This window comes from Actinokineospora inagensis DSM 44258, from assembly GCF_000482865.1.
Taxonomy (GTDB): Bacteria; Actinomycetota; Actinomycetes; order Mycobacteriales; family Pseudonocardiaceae; genus Actinokineospora; species Actinokineospora inagensis.
In genome coordinates this window covers 47,990-73,732 of sequence record NZ_AXWW01000028.1, presented here as the reverse complement: position 1 = coordinate 73,732, position 25,743 = coordinate 47,990, and the positions used below count along the sequence as shown (strand labels likewise).

Annotated in this window: 20 protein-coding genes and 1 pseudogene; 11 read left to right on the top strand and 10 right to left on the bottom strand. The window is 70.7% G+C overall.

Annotated elements, in window-relative coordinates; genetic code table 11:
* Positions 1 to 24: 24 nt before the first annotated feature.
* From pssA to moeA, 3 genes are all read right to left on the bottom strand, one after another.
* The gene (gene pssA / locus H504_RS0112225) at positions 25 to 1,011 is read right to left on the bottom strand and encodes a CDP-diacylglycerol--serine O-phosphatidyltransferase (protein WP_035304144.1); all 987 of its coding nucleotides are present in this window, start codon (positions 1,009 to 1,011) and stop codon (positions 25 to 27) included.
* 5 nt (positions 1,012 to 1,016) lie between these two features.
* Entirely contained in the window at positions 1,017 to 1,730 is a 714-nt protein-coding gene (locus H504_RS0112220; RefSeq protein WP_026422999.1) for a phosphatidylserine decarboxylase, read from the bottom strand.
* A 251-nt stretch (positions 1,731 to 1,981) separates the two neighbouring features.
* Positions 1,982 to 3,205: a molybdopterin molybdotransferase MoeA gene (moeA, locus tag H504_RS0112215; RefSeq protein WP_026422998.1), complete on the bottom strand. Its 1,224-nt coding sequence runs from the start codon at positions 3,203 to 3,205 to the stop codon at positions 1,982 to 1,984.
* Between the two features lie 62 nt (positions 3,206 to 3,267).
* Here moeA and H504_RS0112210 point away from each other — a divergent pair, with 62 nt between their 5' ends.
* The 3 genes from H504_RS0112210 (at position 3,268) to H504_RS0112200 (ending at position 8,769) form a co-directional block, all read left to right on the top strand.
* The gene (locus H504_RS0112210) at positions 3,268 to 4,554 is read left to right on the top strand and encodes a serine/threonine-protein kinase (RefSeq protein WP_026422997.1); all 1,287 of its coding nucleotides are present in this window, start codon (positions 3,268 to 3,270) and stop codon (positions 4,552 to 4,554) included.
* Between the two features lie 169 nt (positions 4,555 to 4,723).
* Complete coding sequence (gene groL / locus H504_RS0112205) at positions 4,724 to 6,346, top strand: chaperonin GroEL (RefSeq protein WP_026422996.1); 1,623 nt, start codon at positions 4,724 to 4,726, stop codon at positions 6,344 to 6,346.
* 224 nt (positions 6,347 to 6,570) lie between these two features.
* On the top strand, positions 6,571 to 8,769 hold the full coding sequence (locus H504_RS0112200) for a HelD family protein (RefSeq protein ID WP_084467600.1): 2,199 nt from the start codon (positions 6,571 to 6,573) through the stop codon (positions 8,767 to 8,769).
* Between the two features lie 12 nt (positions 8,770 to 8,781).
* Here the strand turns inward: H504_RS0112200 and H504_RS0112195 are convergent, their stop codons facing one another.
* The 5 genes from H504_RS0112195 to H504_RS0112175 all read right to left on the bottom strand — a co-directional run bounded on the left by H504_RS0112195 (position 8,782) and on the right by H504_RS0112175 (position 11,246).
* A complete protein-coding gene (locus H504_RS0112195; RefSeq protein WP_026422994.1) occupies positions 8,782 to 9,258 on the bottom strand; it encodes a carboxypeptidase regulatory-like domain-containing protein in 477 nt (158 codons plus the stop codon).
* Positions 9,259 to 9,263: 5 nt separating this feature from the next.
* Positions 9,264 to 9,869: an RNA polymerase sigma factor gene (locus H504_RS0112190; protein WP_026422993.1), complete on the bottom strand. Its 606-nt coding sequence runs from the start codon at positions 9,867 to 9,869 to the stop codon at positions 9,264 to 9,266.
* Between the two features lie 134 nt (positions 9,870 to 10,003).
* Positions 10,004 to 10,321: a protease inhibitor I42 family protein gene (locus tag H504_RS0112185; RefSeq protein ID WP_026422992.1), complete on the bottom strand. Its 318-nt coding sequence runs from the start codon at positions 10,319 to 10,321 to the stop codon at positions 10,004 to 10,006.
* A gap of 366 nt (positions 10,322 to 10,687) precedes the next feature.
* Entirely contained in the window at positions 10,688 to 11,002 is a 315-nt protein-coding gene (locus tag H504_RS0112180) for a hypothetical protein (protein ID WP_026422991.1), read from the bottom strand.
* A gap of 22 nt (positions 11,003 to 11,024) precedes the next feature.
* Positions 11,025 to 11,246 (bottom strand): PspC domain-containing protein, encoded by a 222-nt coding sequence (locus H504_RS0112175; RefSeq protein ID WP_026422990.1) that lies wholly within the window; start codon positions 11,244 to 11,246, stop codon positions 11,025 to 11,027.
* 96 nt (positions 11,247 to 11,342) lie between these two features.
* Here H504_RS0112175 and H504_RS0112170 point away from each other — a divergent pair, with 96 nt between their 5' ends.
* On the top strand, positions 11,343 to 12,185 hold the full coding sequence (locus H504_RS0112170; protein ID WP_026422989.1) for an AAA family ATPase: 843 nt from the start codon (positions 11,343 to 11,345) through the stop codon (positions 12,183 to 12,185).
* A 368-nt stretch (positions 12,186 to 12,553) separates the two neighbouring features.
* Here H504_RS0112170 and H504_RS0112165 read toward each other — a convergent pair whose 3' ends face one another.
* Together H504_RS0112165 and H504_RS0112160 are read right to left on the bottom strand one after the other, a co-directional pair.
* Positions 12,554 to 13,915 carry a M1 family metallopeptidase gene (locus H504_RS0112165; RefSeq protein WP_035304141.1) on the bottom strand — a complete coding sequence of 454 codons (1,362 nt, stop codon included), beginning with the start codon at positions 13,913 to 13,915 and terminating at the stop codon, positions 12,554 to 12,556.
* 32 nt (positions 13,916 to 13,947) lie between these two features.
* Positions 13,948 to 17,820, bottom strand: a complete 3,873-nt coding sequence (locus H504_RS0112160; RefSeq protein ID WP_026422987.1) for a Pls/PosA family non-ribosomal peptide synthetase — start codon at positions 17,818 to 17,820, stop codon at positions 13,948 to 13,950.
* 278 nt (positions 17,821 to 18,098) lie between these two features.
* On the opposite strand from H504_RS0112160, the gene H504_RS0112155 reads away from it, so the two are divergent.
* The 7 genes and pseudogenes from H504_RS0112155 to H504_RS43035 all read left to right on the top strand — a co-directional run.
* Positions 18,099 to 18,398 (top strand): PadR family transcriptional regulator, encoded by a 300-nt coding sequence (locus H504_RS0112155; protein ID WP_026422986.1) that lies wholly within the window; start codon positions 18,099 to 18,101, stop codon positions 18,396 to 18,398.
* Positions 18,399 to 18,432: 34 nt separating this feature from the next.
* Entirely contained in the window at positions 18,433 to 19,530 is a 1,098-nt protein-coding gene (locus tag H504_RS0112150) for a vWA domain-containing protein (RefSeq protein WP_026422985.1), read from the top strand.
* A complete protein-coding gene (locus tag H504_RS0112145) occupies positions 19,523 to 20,635 on the top strand; it encodes an XdhC family protein (RefSeq protein WP_026422984.1) in 1,113 nt (370 codons plus the stop codon). The genes H504_RS0112150 and H504_RS0112145 overlap by 8 nt, the downstream gene beginning before the upstream one ends.
* A 175-nt stretch (positions 20,636 to 20,810) precedes the next feature.
* On the top strand, positions 20,811 to 21,350 hold the full coding sequence (locus tag H504_RS0112140) for a (2Fe-2S)-binding protein (protein ID WP_026422983.1): 540 nt from the start codon (positions 20,811 to 20,813) through the stop codon (positions 21,348 to 21,350).
* Positions 21,347 to 23,782, top strand: coding sequence for a xanthine dehydrogenase family protein molybdopterin-binding subunit (locus H504_RS0112135; protein ID WP_026422982.1), 2,436 nt, complete (start codon positions 21,347 to 21,349; stop codon positions 23,780 to 23,782). Before H504_RS0112140 ends, H504_RS0112135 begins: the two co-directional genes overlap by 4 nt.
* Positions 23,779 to 24,633, top strand: coding sequence for an FAD binding domain-containing protein (locus H504_RS0112130; RefSeq protein ID WP_026422981.1), 855 nt, complete (start codon positions 23,779 to 23,781; stop codon positions 24,631 to 24,633). The genes H504_RS0112135 and H504_RS0112130 overlap by 4 nt, the downstream gene beginning before the upstream one ends.
* 9 nt (positions 24,634 to 24,642) lie before the next feature.
* Positions 24,643 to 25,077, top strand: a pseudogene (locus tag H504_RS43035) (SRPBCC family protein); the annotation flags it as partial.
* Positions 25,078 to 25,743 lie beyond the last annotated feature (666 nt).

The window sequence follows — 25,743 nt, the reverse complement described above, 5'->3', positions numbered from 1 at the left end:
CGCGGCGAAAGTTGTCCACAGCCCCTATCTGGGCTTGGATTCCCCCGGGCGCTGGTTCTTCCGGATGCCGGTGCGCCGCCATGCCCGGCCCCGGGCACCCGGCGGACGTGGGTCGTTGGGCAGGGAGAACCGTGGCCAGTCGGCGTTGCGCATCGGCCGCAGCACCGCCCGCCGAGCCGCGCCCGCGACCCGGCGCAGCGGTGGCCGCACACCGAGTCGACCTTGCTGCGACCCGTGTGCCCGCCGGATCGCCCGGCGTTCGCGCGCGGGCACGTCCCAGGCTTCCGGGTGGTTGGCCAGCCAGTGCTTGCGCCGGACCGCGTAAGGGATGTGCAGCAGGTACGCGATCAACACCACGGCCAACGTCAGCAACGGATACGTGATGACGGCCGCGGCGAGCAGCCCGGTAAGAACCAGCAACGGCGCCACCGCACGCGGTGAAACCTTGACCGTCTTCACCGACAACGTCGGGATGCGGCTGATGGCCAGCGCGGCGATGGCGACCATCCACACCATCACCGCCGTCTTGGACTGCCACCAGTGCCCGTGGTCGCCGTACTCGTTGGTGAGGATCAGCGGCAGCAGCACCAAGAGCCCACCGGCGGGCGCGGGTACGCCGACGAAGAACTCCTTGGTGTACGGCGGTTGCTGGGTGTCCTCCAGCAGCGTGTTGAACCGGGCCAGCCGCAGGACCATGCACACGGCGAAGATCAGCGCGAACACCCAGCCGACCCGGTCGCCGCCGAACCGCCAGATGTAGAGCATCAGCGCGGGCGCGACGCCGAACGAGATCGCGTCGGCCAGCGAGTCCAGCTCGGCGCCCATCTTGCTGGTCGCGTCGAGCAGCCGGGCGATCCGGCCGTCGAGGCTGTCCAGCACGGCGGCGATGGCGATCGCGGCGATCGCGGCGTCGTACTGGCGGTTCAGCGTGAACTGGGCCGCGGACAGGCCCGCGCACATGGCCAGCACGGTCAGCGCGTTGGGCAGCAGGCGGACACCGGGGGTCGCCATGGTGGTCAGCCCGCCGTCGGCAGCTCGGCCAGGACGGTCTCCCCGCCGATGGTCCGCTGGCCGGGTTCGACCAGCACACGGCTGCCCGCGGGCACGTAGAGGTCGACCCGGGAGCCGAACCGGATGAGGCCGTACGTCGTCCCGGCGAGGACCTTGTCGCCGTCGGCCACCTGGCAGACGATCCGCCGGGCGATCAGGCCCGCGATCTGCACGACCGCCAGGTCGTGGCCGTCGTCGGTGCGCACGTGCAGGCTGTTGCGCTCGTTGACCTCGCTGGCCTCGTCGAGGTCGGCGGAGAGGAACTTGCCGGACTTGTGCACCGCGCGCACGACCTGGCCGGTCGCGGGGGAGCGCTGGACGTGCACGTCGAACACCGACAGGAAGACGCTGACCCGGGTCATCGGGTCCCCGCCCAGGCCGAGCTCGGCGGGCGGGACCGCGTCTACGACGTGCGAGACGGTGCCGTCCGCCGGGGCGACGGCGATGCCGGGCCTGCGCGGGGTGACCCGCTTGGGCTCGCGGAAGAACCAGGCCAGCCAGGCGGTCACCAGCGCGGCGGGCACACCGGCCCGGCGGGAGACCAGCCGGATGGCCAGGGTGGCGCCCAGGGCGCCGAAGATGAACGGGCGGCCGCCCGGGTGCACCGGCGGGATGATGCTCCGGGTCAACTCGACGGCGTGCTGGAGCGCGCCTGCCTTGTGGGGCTGCTGAGCGGTCATCTGGTCGGGTTCCTCGTGTCTCGGCCGGATTTCCGCACACGCTACGCCAGTCGGCGTCGGTGACCGGGAGGTAGTCGCCACCTTGGGAAACACGAGCGCCCGACGGCCCGGGTGTGCACCCCCCGACGGCACACACCCGGCCGTCGGGCGCCCATCGTGGAACTGGGTCAGTGTAGGTCGGGGCAGGAGTGTGGATCAATGGTTGAACGTGGGGAATTGACGACTTGTGATCTCTAGTTGGTTACTTGATGTCACCGATCGAGGATGATGATGTCGACCTCGTCACCCGCCGCCACCTCGGCCACCCCGGCCGGGATCTCGATGAGGCAGTTCGACGCCGCGAACGATGCCAACAGGTGGGAGCCCGGCCCACCCACTGGAACAACCTCGACCTCGCCCGTGTCGTGCCTGCCCCGTCGATATTGGACTCGGTTCGGCGGAGAGGTCATCGGAGCCGTAGCGCGCGCCCGGACCCGCTGACGTTCCGTGTTCGGGTGTCCCATGGCGCCAAGAAGAGTCGGACGGACGAACAGCTCAAACGACAAGGCGGCGCTAACCGGGTTGCCCGGCAATGTCACCACGGGAAGTCCTTCGAACACTCCGCGTCCCTGTGGTCCACCCGGCTGCATGGCCACCCGCACGAACTCCACCCCATGGCCGGACATGGCGTCTTTGACCACCTCGTAGGCCCCCGCGCTCACCCCGCCAGACGTGACGAGCAAATCGGCATCACCCGCGCGTTCCGCGATCGCGGCCCGGAAAGCCTCAACGTCATCCGGTACGAACCGGAGCACGATGGCCTCACCGCCGATCTCCTCGACCGCCGCGGCGAGGAGCACGCTGTTCGACTCGTAGATGTGCCCAGGCGGCAACGGCTCGCCCGCGGCCACCAACTCCGATCCCGTCGACAGCACAAGCACCCGTGGCCTGCGCACCGGTAGCTCCGCCACGCCCACGGCGGCGGCGAGTCCCAACTGTGGCGGGTTGAGCACAGTGCCCGCGCGCAACACGACCTCACCGCCGGTCACGTCCTCGCCAATGAACCGCACGTGCGTCCGCGTAGACACCGCCGCGTCGATCCGCACGGTGTCCGTACCGCCATTTGTCAGCTCCACCTGGACGACGGCATCTGCCCCGGGAGGCATCGGCGCCCCGGTCATGATGCGCTGCGCCGTGCCTGGCGTAAGAGGCTGTACGTCGGTACGCCCGGCCGGGATGTCATCGGCGACCGTCAGCCGTACCGGATCAGCGGCGGTTGCACCGACCACATCGGACGCCCGCACGGCGTACCCGTCCATGGCCGAGTTGTCGAACGGCGGCAGTGACACACCCGCCACCACGTCCTCCGCGAGCACCAACCCCCGGCAACGCGCCAAAGGAAGCCGCACTACCGGAAGCGTTGGCAGCAGCGCCCCCACCTCGGACCGGTACTCCTGCGGGGTCAGCCCGCTCCTGGCCGCGTTCACCCGGCCCATCTTGCCCGGCCGTTCCCAGAACCGGACGCGGCCGTCACAGCACGCGCGTTAGGCTCGGTTGCGTGTCGGAGGACCTCACCGGGCGTCGCCTAGGGCATTACCGCATCGACGGCGTGCTCGGTAAGGGCGGGATGAGCGTCATGTACCGGGCCACCGACATCCGGCTCGGCCGCAAGGTGGCGCTCAAGGTCATCGCCGAGCACCTCACCGAGGACCCCGAGTTCCGCGAGCGGTTCGTCGACGAGGCCCGCAACACCTCCGCGATCGACCACGCCAACGTCGTCCCGCTCTACGACTTCGGCGAGGTCGACGGCCTGCTCTACATCGCGATGCGGCTGGTCGACGGGTCGGACATGGCCAGCCTGGTCAAGGACGGCCCGCTCACCCCGCAGCGCACCCTCAGCCTGCTCGCCCAGGTCGCCGAGGCACTCGACAACCTGCACGAGCGCGGCTTGGTGCACTTGGACGTGAAACCGGCCAACGTGCTGGTCACCGCGCGCGAGTCGGCGACCGAGCACGTCTACCTGGCCGACTTCGGCCTCACCCGGCGTGGTGCCACCGGCCACCGCACCCGCGGCGGTGACTTCCTCGGTTCACCGACCTACGCCGCTCCCGAGCACCTGCGCGGAGAGCCGGTTGACGGCCGCACCGACGCGTACTCGCTGGCGTGCGTGCTGTTCGCCTGCCTCGCCGGTAGGCCCCCCTTCCACGGTCAGGTGTCCGAGGTCATCCAAGGGCACCTCAACCGCGAGCCCCCCGCGTTGACCGACTACGTCGCGCTGCCACCCGCGATCGATGAGGTCATCCGGCGCGGTATGGCCAAGAGCCCCACGCGCCGCTACGCGAGCTGCCGCGAGTTGATCGCCACGGCCCGGCACGCGTTGTCCGGTGCCCCGCCGCGCCCGATGGGCCCACCGCCGTCGCGGCCACTCCCGACGCAGTCCCTGCCCAACACGCCCCCTAACCCAACTCCCCTTAACCCCACACTGCTGGCACCCATCGAGCCGATGCGGCCGCAGTACCGATCGCCGCCGCCCATCCAGCCGGAACCGGTGCGGTTGCGCCCGCCCGCCCCGGTCAGGACAACCGCGTTCGACGAGCGCAAGAGCGGCAACCGCTGGATCGCGCCGGTCATCGTCGGCGTGGTCGCCATCGGCCTCATCGCGGGCGCGATCTTCCTGCTCACCGGCGGCTTCGACGGCGGTGGTGACCCGGGCGACACACCCGCCCCGACCGCCCCGCCCATCAAGGTCGGCCCCGGCGAGACCTCGGCACCCCGCTCCAGCACGCCGCCGCACAGCACGTCGCGCAAACCGCTTCCGTCGATCACCATCGTGCCCCCGCCCTGACCTGCCCTTCTTGCACTCGGCCGTGGTGAGTGCTAAACACGGGTTGGCACTCGGGGTCCCCGAGTGCCAATAGGTCGGGACGGTGAGGCCGGCGTCACGCCGGTCGTCCGTCGCGGGCACCGAGCCTGGCCGCGCTCCGTGTATCCATCCAATGGAGGACCACACCGCAATGGCCAAGTTGATCGCGTTTGACGAGGAAGCGCGCCGCGGCCTCGAGCGCGGGCTGAACACCCTCGCCGACGCCGTCAAGGTGACGCTGGGCCCTCGGGGTCGCAACGTCGTGCTCGAGAAGAAGTGGGGCGCGCCGACCATCACCAACGACGGCGTCTCCATCGCGAAGGAGATCGAGCTCGAGGACCCGTGGGAGAAGATCGGGGCCGAGCTGGTCAAGGAGGTCGCGAAGAAGACCGACGACGTCGCCGGTGACGGCACCACCACCGCGACCGTGCTCGCCCAGGCGCTGGTGCGCGAGGGTCTGCGCAACGTCGCCGCGGGTGCCGACCCGCTGTCGCTCAAGCGGGGTATCGAGCAGGCCGTCGAGGCCGTGATCGAGCAGCTCCACAAGAGCGCCAAGGAGGTCGAGACCAAGGAGCAGATCGCGGCGACCGCGTCCATCTCCGCGGGCGACACCACCATCGGTGAGCTGATCGCCGAGGCCCTCGACAAGGTGGGCAAGGAAGGCGTCATCACCGTCGAGGAGAGCAACGCGCTCGGCATGGAGCTCGAGCTCACCGAGGGCATGCGCTTCGACAAGGGCTACATCTCCGGTTACTTCGTGACCGACCCCGAGCGCCAGGAAGCGGTCCTCGAGGACCCGTACATCCTGCTGTTCGGCTCCAAGATCTCCTCGGTCAAGGACCTGCTCCCGCTGCTGGAGAAGGTCATGCAGTCCGGCAAGCCGCTGCTGATCATCTCCGAGGACGTCGAGGGCGAGGCGCTGGCCACCCTGGTCGTCAACAAGATCCGCGGCACCTTCAAGTCCGTCGCGGTCAAGGCGCCCGGTTTCGGCGACCGCCGCAAGGCGATCCTGCAGGACATCGCGATCCTGACCGGCGGCCAGGTGATCTCCGAGGACGTGGGCCTCAAGCTGGAGAACGCCGACATCGCGCTGCTGGGCAAGGCCCGCAAGGTCGTCGTCACCAAGGACGAGACCACCGTGGTCGAGGGCTCCGGTGACGCCGAGCAGATCCAGGGCCGGGTCAACCAGATCCGCGCCGAGATCGAGAAGTCGGACTCGGACTACGACCGCGAGAAGCTCCAGGAGCGCCTGGCCAAGCTCGCGGGCGGCGTCGCCGTCATCAAGGCGGGCGCGGCCACCGAGGTCGAGCTCAAGGAGCGCAAGCACCGCATCGAGGACGCGGTGCGCAACGCCAAGGCCGCCGTGGAGGAGGGCATCGTCGCCGGTGGCGGCGTGGCCCTGCTGCAGGCCGCCGAGGCCGCGTTCGCCGGTCTGAAGCTCGAGGGCGACGAGGCCACCGGTGCCAACATCGTCAAGGTCGCCGTGGAGGCCCCGCTCAAGCAGATCGCGATCAACGCCGGTCTCGAGGGTGGCGTCGTGGTGGAGAAGGTCAAGGGCCTGCCGCAGGGCCACGGCCTGAACGCCGCCACCGGCGTGTACGAGGACCTGCTCGCCGCTGGTGTGCCGGACCCGACCAAGGTGACCCGCTCGGCGCTGCAGAACGCCGCGTCGATCGCCGCGCTGTTCCTCACCACCGAGGCCGTCGTCGCCGACAAGCCGGAGAAGGCCGCCGCGGCCCCGGCCGGTGACCCGACGGGTGGCATGGACTTCTGAGTCCGACCCGGTAACCCCGAAAAGGCCCGGTCCCCGCGTGGGACCGGGCCTTTCCGCGTGTCCACGAGGTTTCCGCCGCGGCGTCGCCTGGGCAGCGCCGGAATGGATGCGCTACATTGGGAGATCGGTGGGAGGAATAGCCGAGACAATGCGGCTGTTGGGATTATAGGTCAATTGGAGGACGGTTGTCAACCGAGATCGACGTGGAGCAGGAATACGTGAGCATGCTCTACGCGCACCTCGACGGCCTCCGCGCCGACACCGACTCCCGGCTGGCCAGGACCCTGGGCGAGGTCAGCAGCAGCCCGACCGCGATGACCCACCGGGACGCGGCGACCTCGCACTACAGCGAGCAATTGGCGCAGTACGGCGCGGCCGAGAACGGCCTTTGTTTCGGCAGGCTCGATTTCACCGACGGCACCCGCGGCTACATCGGCCGCATCGGATTGTTCGACGCGGACGGCGATTACGAACCGCTGCTGATGGATTGGCGCGCGCCCGCCAGCCGACCGTTCTACCTGGCCACCGCCGCCTCTCCGGACGGGGTGCGCAGGCGCAGGCACATCCGCACCTCGCAGCGCCGGGTCACCGGCATCGACGACGAGGTCCTCGACCTGGCCGACGGAGCGGGCGTCACCTCCGGCGGTCTGGTCGGCGAGGCCGCGTTGCTGTCCGCGCTCAACGCGACCCGCACCGGTCGCATGTCCGACATCGTCGAGACCATCCAGGCCGAGCAGGACGAGATCATCCGCTCCGGTCTTAACGGCGTGCTGGTGGTGCAAGGCGGACCCGGCACGGGTAAGACCGCTGTTGCGCTGCACAGGGCCGCGTACTTGCTTTACACCTACCGTCAGCAGTTGTCCCGTCGCGGCGTGTTGATCGTTGGTCCTAACGCGACGTTCTTGAAGTACATCGGCCAAGTCCTACCGTCGCTCGGTGAGACCGGTGTGCTGCTGCAGACCGTCGGCGACCTCTACCCCGGTGTGCGCGGCCACCGCCCGGAGCCGGATCGAGCCGCGCGGATCAAGGGGCGGATCGACATGGTCGACGCCCTGCGCCGTGCGGTCCGCGACCGGCAGGAGTTGCCGGACGAGCCGATGGTCTTGGTCGTCGAACGCGAGGAACTGGTACTGGACAAGCGGATTGTGGCGGCCGCCCAGGACCGCGCCCGCCGCTCCCGTCGTCCGCACAACGAGGCCCGACCGCTGTTCGCCGAGACCGTCGTTGCCGCGCTCGCCCGGCAGGAGGCCGAGCGGTTGGGCGCGGAGTTCCTCGACGAGGGCGACATGGCCGACATCCGCCGCGAGATGGCCGCCGATGGCGTGGTCCAAGCCGCCATCAACGAGTTGTGGCCGGAGTTGACGCCGCAAGAGCTGCTGACAGACCTCTACGCGTCCGCCGACCGCCTCCGCACAGCCCTACCGGACCTCGACGACTCCGAGCGTGCGCTGCTGCTGCGATCCCCGAGACTCGGTTGGACCGCCGCGGACGCGCCCTTGCTCGACGAGGCCGCCGAACTGCTCGGTGTGGACGACCGCGCCGAGCGTGCCGCCGCCGAGCGCCGTAGACGCGACGAACACGACTACGCCCAAGGCGTCCTCGACATCCTGCAGATGGAGGACGACGCCGACCCCGACATCCTCACCGCCTACGACCTCATCGACGCGGGCCGCCTCGCCGAGCGCCACGACGACGAAGACCACCGCACAGCCGCGGAGCGCGCCGCCGCCGACCGCTCGTGGACGTTCGGACACGTCATCGTCGACGAAGCGCAGGAACTGTCCGCGATGGCCTGGCGCGTGTTGATGCGTCGCTGCCCGACCCGGTCGATGACCCTGGTCGGTGACGTTGCCCAGACAGGTGACCTCGCAGGCACCGACACGTGGGCGGACATCCTCGCCCCTTACGTCGAAGACCGCTGGCGCCAGACAGAGCTAACGGTCAACTACCGCACACCCGCCGAGGTCATGGCCGTCGCCGCGAAGGTCCTGGCCGAGCTGGGCACCGGATTGACCCCACCGAGCTCGGTGCGAGAAACCGGCGTCCAACCGTGGGCGAAGGTGGTGGCCGAGGTGGACCTGCCTGGCACGGTGGCGAAGTTGGCCGCCCGTGCCGAGCCGGGGACGCTGGCCGTGATCGTGCCCGCCGCCATGGTCGAGGAGATCGGCCGGGCCGTGCTGGCCGAGGTGCCCGACGCCGCGGTGGGGGAGCGGCCGGAGCTGGAGAGCCGGGTCGTCGTGCTGACCGTCCGGCAGTCCAAGGGCCTGGAGTTCGACGGGGTGCTCGTGGTGGCCCCCGCCGCCATCGTCGCCGAGTCGGAACGCGGTCCCAACGACCTCTACGTGGCGCTGACCAGGGCGACCCAGTGGGTCGGCGTGGTCACCGCGACCGACCTGCCCGCCGCGCTGACCGGGCTGGCCTGACTCGTCCGACGGCTACAGCTCGACGGTCGGCGTGACCACGGTCCGCGGCTTGCCGCCGTTCATCCGGACCAGGATCTGCGTGGTGCCCCGCGGCACCTCGGTCAGCACGAACCGGCCGCCCTCGTCGGCGGTGGTGTTCGTCGAGCCGTGGTCGGCGACCCGGACCTCGACGCCGTGCTCACCGGCGGGCACCAGCCAACCGTCGATGCGCTGCCGCTCCCCGGTCCTGGTCACGTTGACCATGACGGTGAGGTCGCCGACGAAGAAGGTGATGGTGCCCGGCGCCCCGCCGCGGACACCCGCCAGCGGCCGCTGGTCGGCCCACCTGGCCGCCTCCAGCTCCACCTCGGCGTCGATGCCCTCCAGGTCGATGGCGAACCGGGACCGCTCGACGAGACCGGGTGGGACCGGGTCGAGCTCGTCGACCAGGTGGGCCACCTGGGCCAGCCAGAAGTCCTGCTCGGCCGGGTCCATCTCGTAGTCGTCCATGGTCCTCATCTGCCACCATCCCCATTGTCGTACAGCGCCCGCAGGGCGTTGAGGCAACGACCCCGGGTCGGCCCGATGCTCCCGTGCGGCATCCGCAGCACCTCGGCGACGACCCGGTACTCGGCACGACCGGCCAGCACGGTCAGGCGCAGCAGCTCCTGGCAGCGCTGGTCCAGCTTGTGGAACGCCGACCACAGCGTGCGGTCGCGTTCGGTGCGCAGCGCCTCGGCCTCGGGCATCGGCTCCGTGCTCGGCACGTGCTCGACGACCTCGGGCGAGAGCTCGACCTGGGTGGCGGAGCGCTGCCGGGTGCGCTTCGCCTCGCGGCGGGTGGTGGTGATCAGCCAGCCGACCACGGCTCTCGGCTCGGTGATGGCGTCCACGTGGCGCAGCAGCGCCAGCCAGACCGTCTGCACGACGTCCTCGGCGGCCGAGCGGTCCAGCCCGGCGCCTCTGGCGATGTGCCACACGAGCGGGGTCAGCTCGGCGACCAGGGTGTCGAGCGCACCCGGGTGCCCGTCCCGCGCCGCGAGCACGCACGCCGCGTGGCGCTCGGTCCCCTCGAGGCCGTCCCACGGCGGGTTCGTCCTCGTGTGGAGCTGCTCGGTCACCGCTCCCACCCCATTCTCCGTCTGCCGGGGTTGTGCGTCCTGGTGGCACTGGCTACATCGTCCCGTGGCAGGTTGGTGCGTCCGCACCCATCCTTGCTCACTCTTTCGGGTGAAGCTGTACTCCATCAGTGTCGCTAACGCGCGTACAGGACGAACGTCAGGGCCTGCCGCGCCTGCCCTTCCCACGGTCTCGCCAGTTCGGCCCGGAGTTCGTGCTGACCGGTCGCGGTGACGTCGAAGGCCAGTCGCCGCTCGCCTGCCGAGCCCGGGGCACCCGCGCCGACCGTCGCCGGGACGTGCTCGTCGGCGATCAGGCGCAGCGCCTCCGGCAACCACCAACGCCACCGGTACCCGGTGGTCGCGGACTCCGGGAGCCGCAACTCGACGGTATCCCCCCGGCGCAACTCGGTTGGCCGCTCGGCGTCCTGCACTGACAGCCGCACCAACCCCACGTCGTGCTCCTTCTCCGCGCTCCGCGCCGCACACGCCCCGACGGCCGGACAGGTCCCCTGCACCCGTCCGGCCGTCGGTCGTCCGCGGGCTCACACCGACACCCGGTCGCCTGGACCAGGCAGGCCGAGCAGGCCGGTGCAGCCATGTCCTCGCCGGTCAACCCCACCGGTGACCGGCGGCGCCGCCGTCTGATCCGACCCCGTCGCCACCGGTCGCCGCGGGCACTCCCGCGTGGTCGACTGGTCGCTCATGGCTGGCTCCGGGGGCGAGTAGTTCTACTCAGACACCCTTACAAGAGCCGCGTCCCCCGGGTTGGATACCACCGGCTCTTGGCAGTTTTGAGACGTGGCACGATCCGGTCATCCTCACCCGGTGAGCAGCAACACCATCGCCCCGGCCGCCGCCAAGGTCCCCACCAGCAGCGTCCCGCACCCCCACAGCACCACCCGCCCGGTCGTCGCCGACCGGACCGCCACGGCCACCGCCACCCCCGCGGCGACCGCGCTCACCCCCGTGTAAGCGGCCGCCGCCGCGATCGGACTCCCGTGGCCCAGCACCGGGCCGAACAACAGGACGAGGAAGCAGACCACCCCACCGGCGAGGAACACCACCGCCGCCGCGATCAGCACGACGATCCGCGCTGCCCCGCTCCGCTGCTTAACCACGTGCTGCTCGGCCACCCGCCGACCCTACCGACCCCGGTTAGTCCTCCTCGGGCAGCAGGATCCAGCACGCGCCGTAGATGATCGCCCCAGTGCCGAACCCCAGCAGCGTCGCTGCGACCAGCCCGATGCGCACCAACGGCGGATCAATGTTCAGCGTCTTCGCGATGCCACCACACACACCGGCGACCATGCGGTCGGACCGACTGCGGCGGAACTTGCGGACCGTGGTCTGGGCCTCGGTGAACACGTTGTTCGTCATGCCTCAAGAGTGGACCGCGGCACGCGTCCTGCCATCGGGGAACGACCCGGGTTCTGGACTAGGGGTCGTTTCGGGGGTCGGGTTAGGGTGACCCGTATGCCTGTCCGGACCCCGGAGGAGATGGCCGCGGCTCTTGCGGCCGTCGGCTACCTCGCCGACGAGGGCCTCGCGACCGCCGCGTACCTCGCGGTCAACCTCCGCCGTCCCCTCTTCTGCGAGGGTGAACCCGGCACCGGTAAAACCGCCCTTGCCGCGGCCTTGGCGTCATCGTTGAACCTGGACCTGATCCGCCTCCAGTGCTACGAGGGCATCGACGCCACTCAAGCCCTCTACGAGTGGGACTTCCCCCGGCAGCTCTTGGAACTACGCGCGGGCTCAGCCGTCGAATCCCTCTATACGCGTCGGTTCCTCTTGGCCCGTCCCCTGCTTCGTGCTCTCGAAACCCCGTGCGTGCTGCTGGTCGACGAGATCGACCGCGCCGATGACGAGTTCGAGGCGTTCCTCTTGGAGATCCTCGGCGAGGCCGCCGTCACGATTCCCGAACTGGGCGAAATCCGCGCCGTGGAGCCACCCCTGGTCGTGTTGACCTCCAACCGCACCCGGGAAGTCCACGACGCCCTCAAGCGCCGCTGCCTGTACCACTGGCTGGACCACCCCACCCTCGCCCGCGAGTTGGCCATCCTGCGCTTGCGCCACCCCGGTCTGCCCGACCGCCTTGCCGCCCAGATCGTCAACGCCGTCCGTCGCCTCCGCGGCCAAGACCTCCTCAAGCCTCCGGGAGTCGCCGAGACGCTTGACTGGGCCGCCGCCCTCACCGCCCTCCACCGGGACGAACTCGACGCCGCCACCGCCGCCCGCACCCTCGGCGCTGTTCTCAAGTACCGCGAGGACATCGACCGCGTCGTGGCCGCAGGGCTGGACGCGCTCCTCGCGGGCTGACTACCGTCCACAGTCGACGGTCGGATCCATGATCCAGTAGTCGTGTTCGCGGTGGGCGAACGCCCGGTCGCCCGATCTCCGTTGGCACCGCTGGAAAATCGGTCGCGCTCGACCGGGCGTGGAGTGCACCATGGTGGTGGGAAACCGCGCCGGAGTCCATGGACGCGTGGGCGGTTCGCCGGATCGGGGCGCGTGGCGGCGCCGTGGTCCGGTCGTGCCGCGGCCTGGTCTCGGGCCACTCCGGTTCTCTCGCGGGTTCTCCCGCGAGGCGGCCTCGCGTGGTTTCCCGAACGCCGATTCCGGCGCCGCCGCGCCCAGGCCCCAGCAGGCCGCGCGCGCCGCGGGGGCGCACCTGGCGCGGACCCCTCCTACTCCCGGTCCGCGCCAGGCGTTCGGCGTGGGAACTCCGGCAGGACCGGCGAGTGCAGCCACCGGGCGAACAGATCGGTCAGCGGCCACGGCGTGTGCCGCTGCGCGAGCGTGGTGAAGTCGTCCGTGGTGACCACGCCGTGCCGGTGCGCCGAAGTCCAGACCTTGAGCAGGGCGAAGAAGGCGTCGTCACCGAGGCGCAGCCGCAGGGCGTGCAGCGTGACCGCGCCCCGCAGGTACACCCGGTCGTCGAACAGGTACCGCGTCCCGGGATCGGCCAGCCGCATGTCCTGCGGCCGCTCGGCGAGTTCCCGCCACGCCCGGTGCGCGTGCACCTCCGCGGCGGCACCCCCGGAGACCTCCGACCACAACCACTCGGCGTAGTTCGCGAACCCCTCGTTCAGCCAGATGTGCCGCCACTGCGCCACTGTCAGGCTGTTGCCGAACCACTGGTGCGCGAGCTCGTGCGCCACCAACCGCTCACTCCCGCGCCGCCCGTCCACGTGGTTGCTGCCGAACACGGACAACGACTGCGCCTCGATCGGCGCGTCCAGCTCGGCGTCCACCACCACCACGCCGTACTGCTCGAACGGGTACGGCCCGAACATCCGCGAGAACTCGTCGAGCATCCGCGGCTGCCGCCCGAAGTCGTGCTCGAACATCCCGGTGAGCCGCGCGGGCACCGCCGCGTGCATCATCGGCACCGTCCCGTAGGACAGCTCCGCGTACCGTCCGATTTGGACACTCACCAGGTAGGTCGGGGTCGGCTGCGAGAGCCGGAAGTCCCACGTCGTCGTGCTGGCCGACGACTGCTTCGACTCGAGCACGCCCGTCGCCACGACCTGGTAGGGCGAAGCCGTCGTCACCGCGATCCGGTAGGTCGCCTTGTCGCTGGGGTGGTCGTTGCACGGGAACCAGGACGGTGCGCCGATCGGCTGGCTGGCGACGATCACCCCGTCCTCCAGGTAGTCCCACCCGATCTCGCCCCAGTGACTGCTTACCGGCGCGGGTGAGCCCACGTAGCGGACGTCGACGACGAACATACCGCCGTCCGATAAGGCGCGCGGCGGCGTGATGTGCAGCTTCTTACCGCGCTGCACATGCCGGACGGCCTTACCGTTCACGGTTACCTTCGTCGGCCGCAGACCGGCGAAATCCAGCGTGAACCGCGACAACGCCTGGGTCGCCACTGCGGTGACGCGGGCGTGGCCCTCAAGCCTGCCCGGCCCGACGCGGTAGATCAGGTCGAGGTCGTAGTGCTGGACCCGGTAGCCGCCGTTGCCGTGGTTGGGCAGGTAAGCGTCCAGGGACGTACTCGCGCCGGGCTGCCCGGCGCGTGCCGGGTCAGCCTTGGCGCTCATACCGCTATTCAACATGACGACACCCGGGCGCGTCAGCGCTTGCTCGGCCACGCCGAGATCGGGTTGCCCAGCCAGCGGCTGCCGTCCGGGACGGACTCGCCACGCATGACCAGCGACGCCGGGCCGACGGTGGTGCGCTCGCCGATGGTCGCGCCGGGCAGCACGATGCCGTGCGGACCGAGCGTGCCGCCGTCGCCGACGGTCACCGGGGCCATGCTCATGATCCGGTCGTGGAACAGGTGGGTCTGCAGCACGCAGCCGCGGCTGACCGTGGCGCCGTGGCCGACGTGAACCAGGTCGGCCTCGGGCAGCCAGTAGGTCTCCACCCAGGCGCCCCGGCCGATCTTGGCGCCCAACCCGCGCAGCCACACCGACAGCAGCGGCGACCCGTGCGCCCAGGTCGCGAACCACGGCACCGCGAGCATCTCGACGAACGTGTCCGCCAGCTCGTTGCGCCACACGAACGAACTCCACAGCGGGTGGTCCACGGTGCCGAACCGCCCGACCAGGGTCCACTTGGCCAGGACGGCCACCGCGCACGCGGTCACACCGGCGCCGAACAGCAGTAGCCCGCTGATCGCCAAGCCCAGCCAGAACCCGGCGTAGGTCAGGCTCGCGGCGACCAGAACGGCCAACGCGGCGGACGCCATCACCGGGATGACACGGCACACCTCGACCACCGCGCGGGCGACCACAAGACGCCGCGGCGGGTCGAACGTGGTGCTCTCGTCGGCAGCCTCAACAGTGCGCGGAAGCTTCATCGGCGGCATGCCGAGGTACGAAGAACCGGCCTTGGCCTTCTTGGGCGTAGACGACAGAACGCCGACCAAGCCACGCTTCGGGACAGCCCTACCGGGCGCGGTCATACCGGAGTTGCCCAGGAATGCCCGCTTACCGATGCTGGCGGCACCGATGCGCATCCAACCGCCGCCGAGCTCGTAAGAGCCGATCATCGTGTCGTCGGCCAAGAACGCGCCGTCGCCAACGGTGGTCATGCTCGGTAGCGCCAACACCGTTGACGCCTCGACGCGCCTACCGACCTTCATCCCCAAGGCGCGCAGCCACACCGGGGTGAACAGGCTGGCGTACATCGGGAACAGACCGGACCGGGCAAGGCCCATCAGCCGCTCCGTCGCCCAGGCCTGCCACGCGACCCGGCTGTGCACCGCGTGCTTACCGGCACGCATACCGATCGACAGCGACCGCACCAGCACGAGGATCAACAGCGCGTAAGAGGCCATCCAGGTCAGCGTGACAACCGGAACCGCGACCAGGGCCTTGGTGGTGGCACCGCTCAAGGTGGTCGTGCCGTCCAGGAACGCCGTCAGCACAAACAGTGCCGGTACCGCTGCCGCGACGGGCAGCACACTCAGCACGAACGACGACAGCGCATAGATGCCCACCCAACGCCGACGGCGCTCCGGACGCACGCCCTTCGCGCTCGCCTTGCCGGTGCGCGCGGCCGGTGAGCCCGACCAGCGCTGACCGGCGGGAACCGCGCCCATCACCCCGGAACCCGGCGCGACCTCGGCGCGCTTGCCGACCCGGGCACCCGGGAACAGCGTGCTGCGCGCGCCGACCGTGGCGTTCGCGTCGACCCGGACCGACCCGATGTGCAGGACGTCGCCGTCGAGCCAGTGGCCGGACAGGTCGACCTCGGGCTCGATCGCCGCGCCGCGGCCCAGCCGGAGCATGCCGGTGACCGGGGGCAGCGAGTGCAGGTCGACACCGTCGCCGATCTTCGCGCCGAGCACCCGCGCGTAGTGCGTCATCCACGGCGCACCTTGCAGACCGGCCGCACCGGTCAGCTCGACCAGCCGCTCCGCGGCCCACAGCCGTAGGTGGACACTCCCGCCGCGCGGGTAAGAGCCTGGTTCGACCCCTCGCAGCAGCAGGCGCGCGGTCACGGCAGCCAGCGCCATACGCCCCCACGGGCTCATGAACACCAACCAGCCCGCGAACACGAGCCACCACGACACCTTCGGTGCCCACGGCAGGGCGACCAGGTTGTTCAACGCGGCAAGAGCCACGACCCACCGGGCACCCACGACCGTCAACATCGGCAGCGTCAAGAGGGCCTGGATGACCTGGGCGCGACGCGGCACCGGTAGCACTACCCGGTCGCTCTGCGTGCTGGACGCGGCCGCGTCGATGTGGTCGGCGAGCTTGCCCAGCGTCGGGCTCTGGTAGAGGTCGGCGACCGCGATGCTGGGGTGCTTCTCGCGGATCTTGGACACCAGTTGCGCGGCGGACAGGCTGCCGCCGCCGTTGGCGAAGAAGTCGGCCTTCGGACTGCTCACCGACACCCCGAGCAGGTCCCGCCACAGCTCGGCGAGCCAGCGCTGGGTATCGGTCAGGGCCGCCGTGTCGACGTCGGAGGTGTCCAGGTCCAGCGGCCACGGCAGCGCGTTGCGGTCCACCTTGCCGGAGGTCCGCGTGGGCAGCGTGTCCACTACGGCGATCAGCGGGACCAGCGCCGCGGGCAGCTCAGCGCGCAACCGCTCGATAGCGACATCCGCGTCGAAGCCGTCGGAGACGACGACATAACCGACCAGGAGCTGGTTACCGGCCGAGGTAGTGCGAACGGCGGCAGCCGCGCCTGCCACGTACGGCAGGGACTGCAGCGCCGCGTCGACCTCACCCAGCTCGATACGCCGACCGCCGAGCTTGATCTGCTCGTCCGCCCGGCCCAGGAACAGCAGCCCCGCCGACTCCGCCTTGACCATGTCGCCGCTGCGGTACGCGCGGTCCCACGACAGCGCGGGCAGCGGCGCGAACTTCTCGGCGTCCTTCACCGGATCGAGGTACCTGGCCAGACCGGCGCCGCCGATCACCAGTTGCCCGACCTCGCCCATCGGCACCAGCTCGCCCGCCTCGTCGACGACGGCCAGCTCCCAGCCGTCCAGCGGCAGCCCGATCCGCACCGGGCCCTCGCCGGTCAACTGGGCGCCGCAGGCCACCACGGTCGCCTCGGTCGGGCCGTAGGTGTTCCACACCTCGCGGCCCTCGATGGCCAGCCGCTCGGCCAGCTCAGGCGGGCACGCTTCGCCGCCGAAGATCAGCAGCCGGACGTCGTCGAGCGCGTCGGCAGGCCACAGCGCGGCCAGCGTCGGCACCGTGGACACGACGGTGATGCCCTTCTCCACCAGCCACGGCCCCAGGTCGACCCCGGTGCGCACCAGCGCGCGCGGCGCGGGCACCAGGCAGGCCCCGTTGCGCCAGGCCAGCCACATCTCCTCGCAGGAGGCGTCGAAGGCGACCGACAGGCCCGCCAGCACCCGGTCGTCCGGGTTGATCGGCTCGTCGGCCAGGAAGAGGTCGGCCTCGGCGTCCACGAACGCGGCCGCGCTGCGGTGGCTGACCGCCACGCCCTTCGGCTTGCCGGTCGACCCCGAGGTGAAGATGATCCAGGCGTCGTCCTCCAGGCCGGGGGTGCCCGGCAGCCCGACCGGGCTGCTCCGGTGGGTGACCGAGCGGCCACCGCCGAGCACGGCGCAAGCGTTTGCCTCGCCGAAGACCAGGTCCGCCCGCTCGTCCGGGTCGTCGAAGTCGACCGGCACGTAGGCCGCGCCCGCGACCAGGGTGGCCAGGATCGACACGTACAGGTCGGCGGTGCCGGACGGGACCCGCACACCGACCCGGTCGCCCCGGCCGACCCCGGCCAGGGTGAGGGTGGCGGCCAGCGCGTCGACCTCGGCCAGCAGCGCGCGGTAGCTCAGCACGGTGGTGCCGTCGTCGAGGGCGTCGGCGTCCGGGTGGCGCGCGGCGGTCGAGCGGAGGACGTCGACCAGGGTGCGCGGGGCGCTCTCCGGTCCGGCGCGGAACACGGCGAGCCCGCGCGCGGCGGCCTCGGCCAGCGGATCGATAGCGGTCAGCAGAGGGGTCGGGTGGTGGACCATCGTCATCGCGGCGAACGCATTTCTCACCTTTTCGGTGTGTCCCTGTGGGCGGTTCCTGCGGTCACGGGCCTCAACGGCACCCGCGACCAGAGCACGTTACCGGTCATGTCATCGACCTGTCTCGTCGATCTCTTACCCACGTGTCGCGGTTCACATCCTTGTGTACCAACGGTTTTGCTATCGAGATCAGATATCACCCACCGATAAGTACAGCATTTTGGCTTCTTGTGCTGCGGATTTGATCAGACTTGGCTCGCGATATCGAGGCACGATATTGTGGACCGATGGATGTGGTCCGGGAGTTCGCCAACGGGGCGCTGCGGCTGCGGGTGCTCAGGTACGCGGCGGCCGAGGAGGTGCACGGGGCCTGGCTGACCGAGGAACTGGCCGCGCGTGGGCATCGGGTGTCGCCCGGCACGCTGTACCCGCTGCTGCACCGGCTGCAGGAGGCCGGTCTGCTCAAGTCGCGCACCGAGGTGGTCGACGGCAGGCGGATCCGCCGCTACCGGACCACCAAACGGGGGAAGCGCGTGCTCGCCGACTGCCGCGTCGTGCTCACCGAGTTGGCCGAGGACATGGCCTGAGCGCCGACCGGGTGACCTGGGGCACACTGCCTGGGTGACTCCGGTCGACCCGCTGCCCGGTCTCGTCGGCTTCGCCGCCGCGTTGCGAGCCGCCGGGGTGGCCTGCGGCCCGGATCGCGTCCAGGCCTACCTCGCCGCGGTTGAGCTCGTCGACCTCGCCGACGTGAGTCAGGTGTACTGGGCAGGCAGGCTCACCTTGTGCGCGGAGCCGGACGACCTACCGCGCTACGACAACGCCTTCCACGCGTGGTTCACCGGCGACACGCCGCGTGCGCCGAGACCCACCAAGGAGACACGCCCCCAGCGCGGCCACATCGCGTCTCTCTCACCCACAAGTGCCGGTACGGGTGACAACGCCATGCACGTCGACCGCTTGGCCAGCTCGCAAGAGGTCCTACGCCACCGGGACATCGCTGATCTCACCGCCGCCGAGCGCGCGCACCTGCGCGAGATGATCGACCTCTTGCGCCCCGAACCACCCCTACGCGCGGCCGTTCGGTGGCGACCGGCTCCACGCGGTCGGATCGATGACCGGCGCACCCTGCGGCTGATGCGGGCCACCGGCGGCGAACCCATGCGGCTCGCGCGCAAGCGCCGCGCCAGGAAGCCCCGTCGAGTCGTCCTGCTGATTGACGTGTCGGGCTCGATGGCCTCTTACGCCGACGCGCTCCTACGGTTCGCCCACGCCATGGCTCGCCGGTCGCCCACCGAGATGTTCACCCTCGGAACCCGCCTGACCAGGCTCACGCGGCAACTCCGTCAACGCGATCCGGAACTCGCCCTGGCAGCCGCCGCGCGAGCCGTCCCCGATTACGCGGGTGGGACCAGACTCGGTGAGACCCTGAGGACCTTCCTGGACCGTTGGGGTCAACGGGGTGTTGCCAGGCAAGCTGTTGTTGTGCTGTTTTCCGACGGGTGGGAGCGCGGCGACACCACGCTGCTCGGGACGCAGATGGCCCGGTTGAGCAGGCTCGCCCACCGGGTCCTGTGGGTGAACCCGCACGCGGGATCGCCGGTGTACCAACCCGTCCAGTCCGGCATCGCGGTAGCGCTACCGCACATCGACAGCTTGCTCGCGGGCCACAGCGTGGCCACACTCGATCTCCTGCTCCGGGAGGTACGCCGTGCGTGACGTGCTCGACGAGGTGCTTCGCCGCTACCAGGCGGGTGAATCCGTGGCCGTCGGCACCGTCGTCGCCACCTTCTCGTCCGCCCCACGTGCGCCCGGCGCCGCCATGGTTGTCGCCACCGATGGCACCGTCACCGGCAGTGTCTCCGGCGGGTGCGTCGAGGGAGCGGTGTACGAACTCGGCCAGGAAGTCCTCGCCAGTGGGCGGCCGGTGCTGCAGCGCTACGGGGTCAGCGACGACGACGCCTTCGCGGTCGGCCTGACCTGCGGCGGGATCATCGACATCTACGTCGAACGGGTCGACCGCGCGTCGTTCCCCGACTTCGAGCTGCTCGCCGAGTCGGTGCGCGGCGAGGTCCCGGTCGCCGTCGCCACCGTCGTCGCTCACCCTGATCCGGACCGCCTCGGCAAACGGGTACTGGTCTGGTCGGACCGGCACACGGGTGGCACCGGCTCCGACCGGATCGACGCCGCGATCGTGGACGACGCGCGCGGCCTGCTCGCCACCGGGCGCACCGCGATGATCGGCTACGGCCCGGACGGCGAACGCCGCGGCGAGGGCATGGGCGTGTTCGTGACCTCGTTCGAGCCGCCGCCCCGGATGCTCGTCTTCGGCGCGATCGACTTCGCCGCCGCGATGGCCCGGATGGGTGCCTACCTGGGCTACCGGGTCACCGTGTGCGACGCGCGGCCGGTCTTCGCGACCACCAGCCGGTTCCCCAGCGCGCACGAGGTCGTCGTCGACTGGCCCCACCGCTACCTGGAACGCGAACTCGCCGAGGACAGGGTGGACGAGCGCACCGTGGTCGCCGTACTCACCCACGACCCCAAGTTCGACATCCCCGTCCTGCGGGTAGCACTGCGCAGCCGCCTGGGCTACGTCGGTGCCATGGGTTCCCGTCGCACCCACGCGGACCGGCTGGAGCGGCTGCGCGAGGCGGGCCTGTCCGAGGCCGAGCTCGGCGCGCTCGCCTCGCCGATCGGCCTCGACCTCGGCGCGCGCACCCCGGAGGAGACGGCCGTGTCGATCGCGGCGGAGATCATCGCGACCCGCTGGGGCGGCGGCGGCCAGCGGCTGTCCGTCCTTTCCGGACGCATCCACGGCTAGTCCTGTCGAGCCTGTTGACGGCTCCGACCTGGGTATTTCGTCCATTGGCGACCGAGTTGTCCACAGGCGGGCGGATCGGGCTTGTCCGGATCGGCCAACGAGGGCAGGCTGGTTGTGAGCCCGATCACGGATGCGGGCTCGTCAGGGCGGAACCGAGCGAGGGCTGGGAGGCAGGATGCGCATCACCGTCACTGTCGACGGGACCACCTACCGCGATGAGGTGGCGCCACGCCAACTGCTGGTCCACCACCTGCGGGAGGCGATCGGCAAGACCGGGACCGTCGTCGGCTGCGACACGAGCAACTGCGGCGCCTGCACCGTGCACCTCGACGGGCAGAGCGTGAAGTCGTGCTCGGTGCTCGCCGTGCAGGCCGACGGCGCCGAGATCACCACCGTCGAGGGGCTGGCCCGCGACGGCGTGCTGCACCCGCTGCAGCAGGCCTTCCACGACAACCACGCCCTGCAGTGCGGCTTCTGCACCCCGGGGATGATCATGCAGTCGATCGACCTGCTCGCCGACAACCCCGATCCGGACGAGCAGGCGGTGCGGCACGGCCTCAAGGGCAACCTGTGCCGCTGCACCGGCTACCAGAACATCGTCCGCGCGGTCCTGGACGCCGCCCAGCGGCTGCGCCCGGACCCGGCTCCGACCGGGGCCACCGAAGCCACCGAGGCCACTGCGACCCCCGGTGAACTGGTCGGGGGTGAGCGGTGACCGCCACCATCGAGCCCGAGGTCGGCCGGGCCAGGCCGCGCAAGGAGGACGCGCGGCTGGTCACCGGCCGCACCCGGTGGACCGACAACCTCACCGTCCCCGGCCTGCTGCACCTGGCCTTCCTGCGCAGCCCGGTCGCGCACGCCAAGATCACCTCGATCGACGTCGAGGCCGCCCGACGCGCGCCCGGGGTGGTCGCGGTCTTCACCGGCCGCGACATCGCCGACGCGCAGGGCAGCCTGCCGTGCGCCTGGCCGGTCACCGCCGACCAGGTGGCGCCCGCCGCGCCGTCCCTGGCTGTCGACCAGGTCAACTTCGCGGGTGAGGCGGTGGCCGTCGTCGTCGCCCGGGGCAAGGCCGAGGCGCACGACGCGCTGGAGGCCATCGACGTCGACTACGACGAGCTCCCCGTCGTGCTCGACCTGCGGGCCGCCATCGCCGAGGACGCCGACGTGGTCCACCCGGATCTGGGCACCAACCGGTCCGCGCACTGGGTGTTCGACTCGGCCGAGGCGGGCACCGGCGGCGATGTCGAGCAGGCCATCGCCGAGGCCGAGGTGCTCATCGAGCGCACCTACCGGCAGCAGCGGCTCATCCCGGCGTTCATGGAACCCCGGTCCGTGCTGGTCGATCCCACCGGGGAGCAGACCACCGTCTGGTCGGCCACCCAGATCCCGCACATCCTGCGGCTCATGCTCGCGCTGACCACCGGCGTCCCCGAGCACAAGCTGCGCGTCATCGCCCCCGACGTCGGCGGCGGGTTCGGCGGCAAGCTCCAGGTCACCCCCGAGGAAGTCGTCGCCCTGGTGGTGGCCACCCGGCTGGGCAAACCGGTGAAGTGGACCGAGTCCCGCTCGGAGTCGCTGCTGTCCGCGCACCACGGCCGCGACCAGCTCCAGCGGCTCACCCTGGCCGCCCGCCGGGACGGCACCGTCACCGGCCTCAAGGTCGACCTGCTCGCCGACATGGGCGCCTACCTGCGATTGGTCACCCCGGGCGTGCCGATCCTGGGCGCGTTCATGTTCAACGCCATCTACAAGTTCCCGGCCTACCGGTTCGCCTGCACCAACGTGTTCACCACCAAGACCCCCACCGACGCCTACCGGGGCGCGGGCAGGCCGGAGGCCACCTTCGCCATCGAACGGCTGATGGACGAGCTGGCCGCCGAGCTCGGCCGCGACCCGATCGAGCTGCGCGAGCAGAACTGGATCAAGCACGACGAGTTCCCGTTCACCACCGTCTGCGGCCTGGAGTACGACTCGGGCAACTACGAGGCCGCCACCGCCCGCGCCAAGGAACTGTTCGGCTACGACGAACTGCGCGCCGAGCAGCGCGAGCGCCGCGACCGGGGCGACTCGGTCCAGCTCGGCATCGGTACCTCCACCTTCACCGAGATGTGCGGCCTGGCCCCGTCCCGGGTGCTCGGCTCGCTCTCGTACGGGGCGGGCGGCTGGGAGCACGCCGCGATCCGGATGTTGCCCAGCGGCAAGGTCGAGGTGGTCACCGGGTCGTCCGCGCACGGCCAGGGCCACGAGACGGCGTGGAGCCAGATCGTCGCCGACCAGCTCGGCGTGCCGTTCGAGGACGTCGAGGTCCTGCACGGCGACACCCAGTCCTCGCCCAAGGGCCTCGACACATACGGCTCCCGCTCGCTCACCGTGGGCGCCATGGCGGTGCTCAAGGCGGGCGAGAAGGTCATCCGCAAGGCCCGCCGGGTGGCCGCGCACATGATGGAGTGCGCCGAGGACGACCTGGAGTTCACCGGCGGCCGGTTCACCGTGCGCGGCACCGAGCGGTCCACCGGCATCACCGAGGTCGCGCTGGCCGTGTTCGCCGCGCACGACCTGCCGGACGGGGTCGAGCCGTCGCTGGACTCGGCGGCCACCTTCGACCCGGACAACTTCTCCTTCCCGCACGGCACCCACCTGTGCGCGGTCGAGGTCGACACAGAGACCGGGTTCGTCAAGATCCGCAAGTACGTCTGCGTCGACGACGTTGGCGTCGTGGTCAACCCGGTCATCGTCGAGGGCCAGGTCCACGGTGGACTGGCGCAGGGCATCGCCCAGGCGCTCTACGAGGAGGCCGTGCACGACGAGAGCGGCACGTTGACAACGGGAACGTTCGCCGACTACCTGCTCCCGTCCGCGGTGGACCTGCCGCACTTCGACACCGACCGCACCGAGACGCCGTCGACCACCAACCAGCTCGGCGTGAAGGGCGTCGGCGAGGCGGGCACCATCGCCTCGACCCCGGCCGTGGTCAACGCCGTGGTCGACGCGGTGCGCCACTTCGGAGTCGACGACATCCAGATGCCATGCACCCCCATGCGAGTCTGGACAGCGATCAACGGCGGCCCCACCGACGCGGGTGGCCCCGGGGGCGAGGCAGGCGGCGGACTCGGCTCCATCGACTCGACCGGAGGTGCCCTGTGATCCCGGCGGCGTTCGACTACACCGCACCGTCCACTGTGGAGGATGCGGTCCGCGCACTCGCCGAATCGGGTGAGGATGCCAAGGTGATCGCGGGTGGGCAGAGCCTGATTCCGGTGCTGCGCATGCGATTGGCCGCCCCGACCACCCTCGTCGACATCGGCCGCGTCCCCGAGTTGCGTGGTATCCGCGACGATGGTGACGAGCTGGTGATCGGTGCGACCACCACCCACTACGAGGTGCAGCGCGATCCGCTGGTCCGCGTGCACGCGCCGCTGCTGCGGGCCGCCACCGACACGGTCGCCGACCCGCAGGTCCGCCACCGCGGCACCTTTGGTGGCGCGCTCGTCCACGCCGACCCGGCGGGCGACCTGCTCGCCCCAACCCTCGCCCTGGACGCCGAACTGGTCCTGCACGGCCCGGCGGGCCGCCGCACCGTCGCCGCGGCGGACTTCTTCACCGACTACTTCACCACCGCGCTCCGCCAGGACGAACTCCTGGTGGCGGTGCGGATTCCCAAGCACACCGGCTGGGGCGCGCACTACGAGAAGTTCAGCCGGGTCGCCCAGGCCTGGTCGATCGTGGCCGTCGCGGTCGCCGTCCGCGTTGAGGGTGGGGTGATCGCCGAGGCCAGGGTGGCGTTGACGAACATGTCCGCGGTGCCGGTCCGCGCGGACGCGGTCGAGCGGGCCCTGGTCGGCAGCCCGGCCACCGCGGAGTCGATCAAGGCGGCCGCCGCGCACGCCGCCGAGGGCACCAGCCCCACCGCGGACGGCGACGCCGATGTCGCCTACCGCCAACACCTGGCCCGCGTGCTCACCTCGCGCGCCGTCACCGCCGCCGTCGGCGCGTAGGAGGTCGATGTGAAACTGGAACACCGGTTCACCGTCCCCGCCCGGGTCGGCGAGGTCTGGGCCGCCCTGCTCGACCCGCACCGGGTGGCGCCGTGCCTGCCCGGCGCCACCCTTACCGAGGTCACCGGCGACACCTTCGAGGGCACCGTGAAGGTCAAGCTCGGCCCGATCTCCCTGCTGTACAAGGGGAACGGCCAGTTCCTCGAACGCGACGACGACGCGCACAAGCTCGTCATCAAGGCCTCCGGCAAGGACTCCCGCGGCAACGGCACCGCCGCGGCGACCGTGACCGTGACCCTGGTCGACGAGGGCGACGCCACCGGCGGCACGGTGGTCAGCAACCTCGCCATCACCGGCAAACCCGCCCAGTTCGGCCGCGGGTTGATCAGCGAGGTCGGCGGCAAGATCCTCGACACCTTCGCCACGTGCCTCGCCGACAAGCTCGCCCCACCCACGGGCGAACAGGACGCCACCCCAGTTGCCGAACCCGATCCGCCGCAAGCACAAGACACCGGACAAGCCGCACCAGAACCAGGAGAATCGACTGAGCCAACCGAAGACGCGGCCACCGAACAGTCGCAACCGCCCGCAGAGTCGACGGACAGCCCCGAGCCGGTTGGCGAGAAGCAAGAAGACCAGCCCGAACCGGAACCGCGTCCGGACGTGCCCCGACCGGCCGACGACGAAGCCGAGAAACCGCAAGGAGCTCCGGTGCGCTCGGCACCGGAAGCCGAGTCAGGTGACGGTGGTGCCGCGTCAGCCGAGGTGAGTGGCGCGGAGTCGCGTGGTGGTTCGGATCTGGCGCGCTCGGTGTCGGATGTCGAGCCGGATGCGGGTGTGGTTCTACCGGTCGGGGTGAGCGCGGCGAAGTCACGTGGTGGTTCGGGTCCGGTGCGCTCGGTGCCGGAAGTTGAATCGGGTGACGGTGGTGCTGCGCCAGCCGGGGTGAGCGGGGCGGAGTCGCGTGGTGGTTCGGGTCCGGTGCGCTCGGTGCCGGAGGCTGAACCGATCGATCTGTTGGAGTTCGCCGGACCGTCGTTGGCTCGGCGGGTGGCGCCGGTGTTGGTCGCTGTGTTGGTCGCCCTGATCGTGCTGGCTGTTCGGCGACGG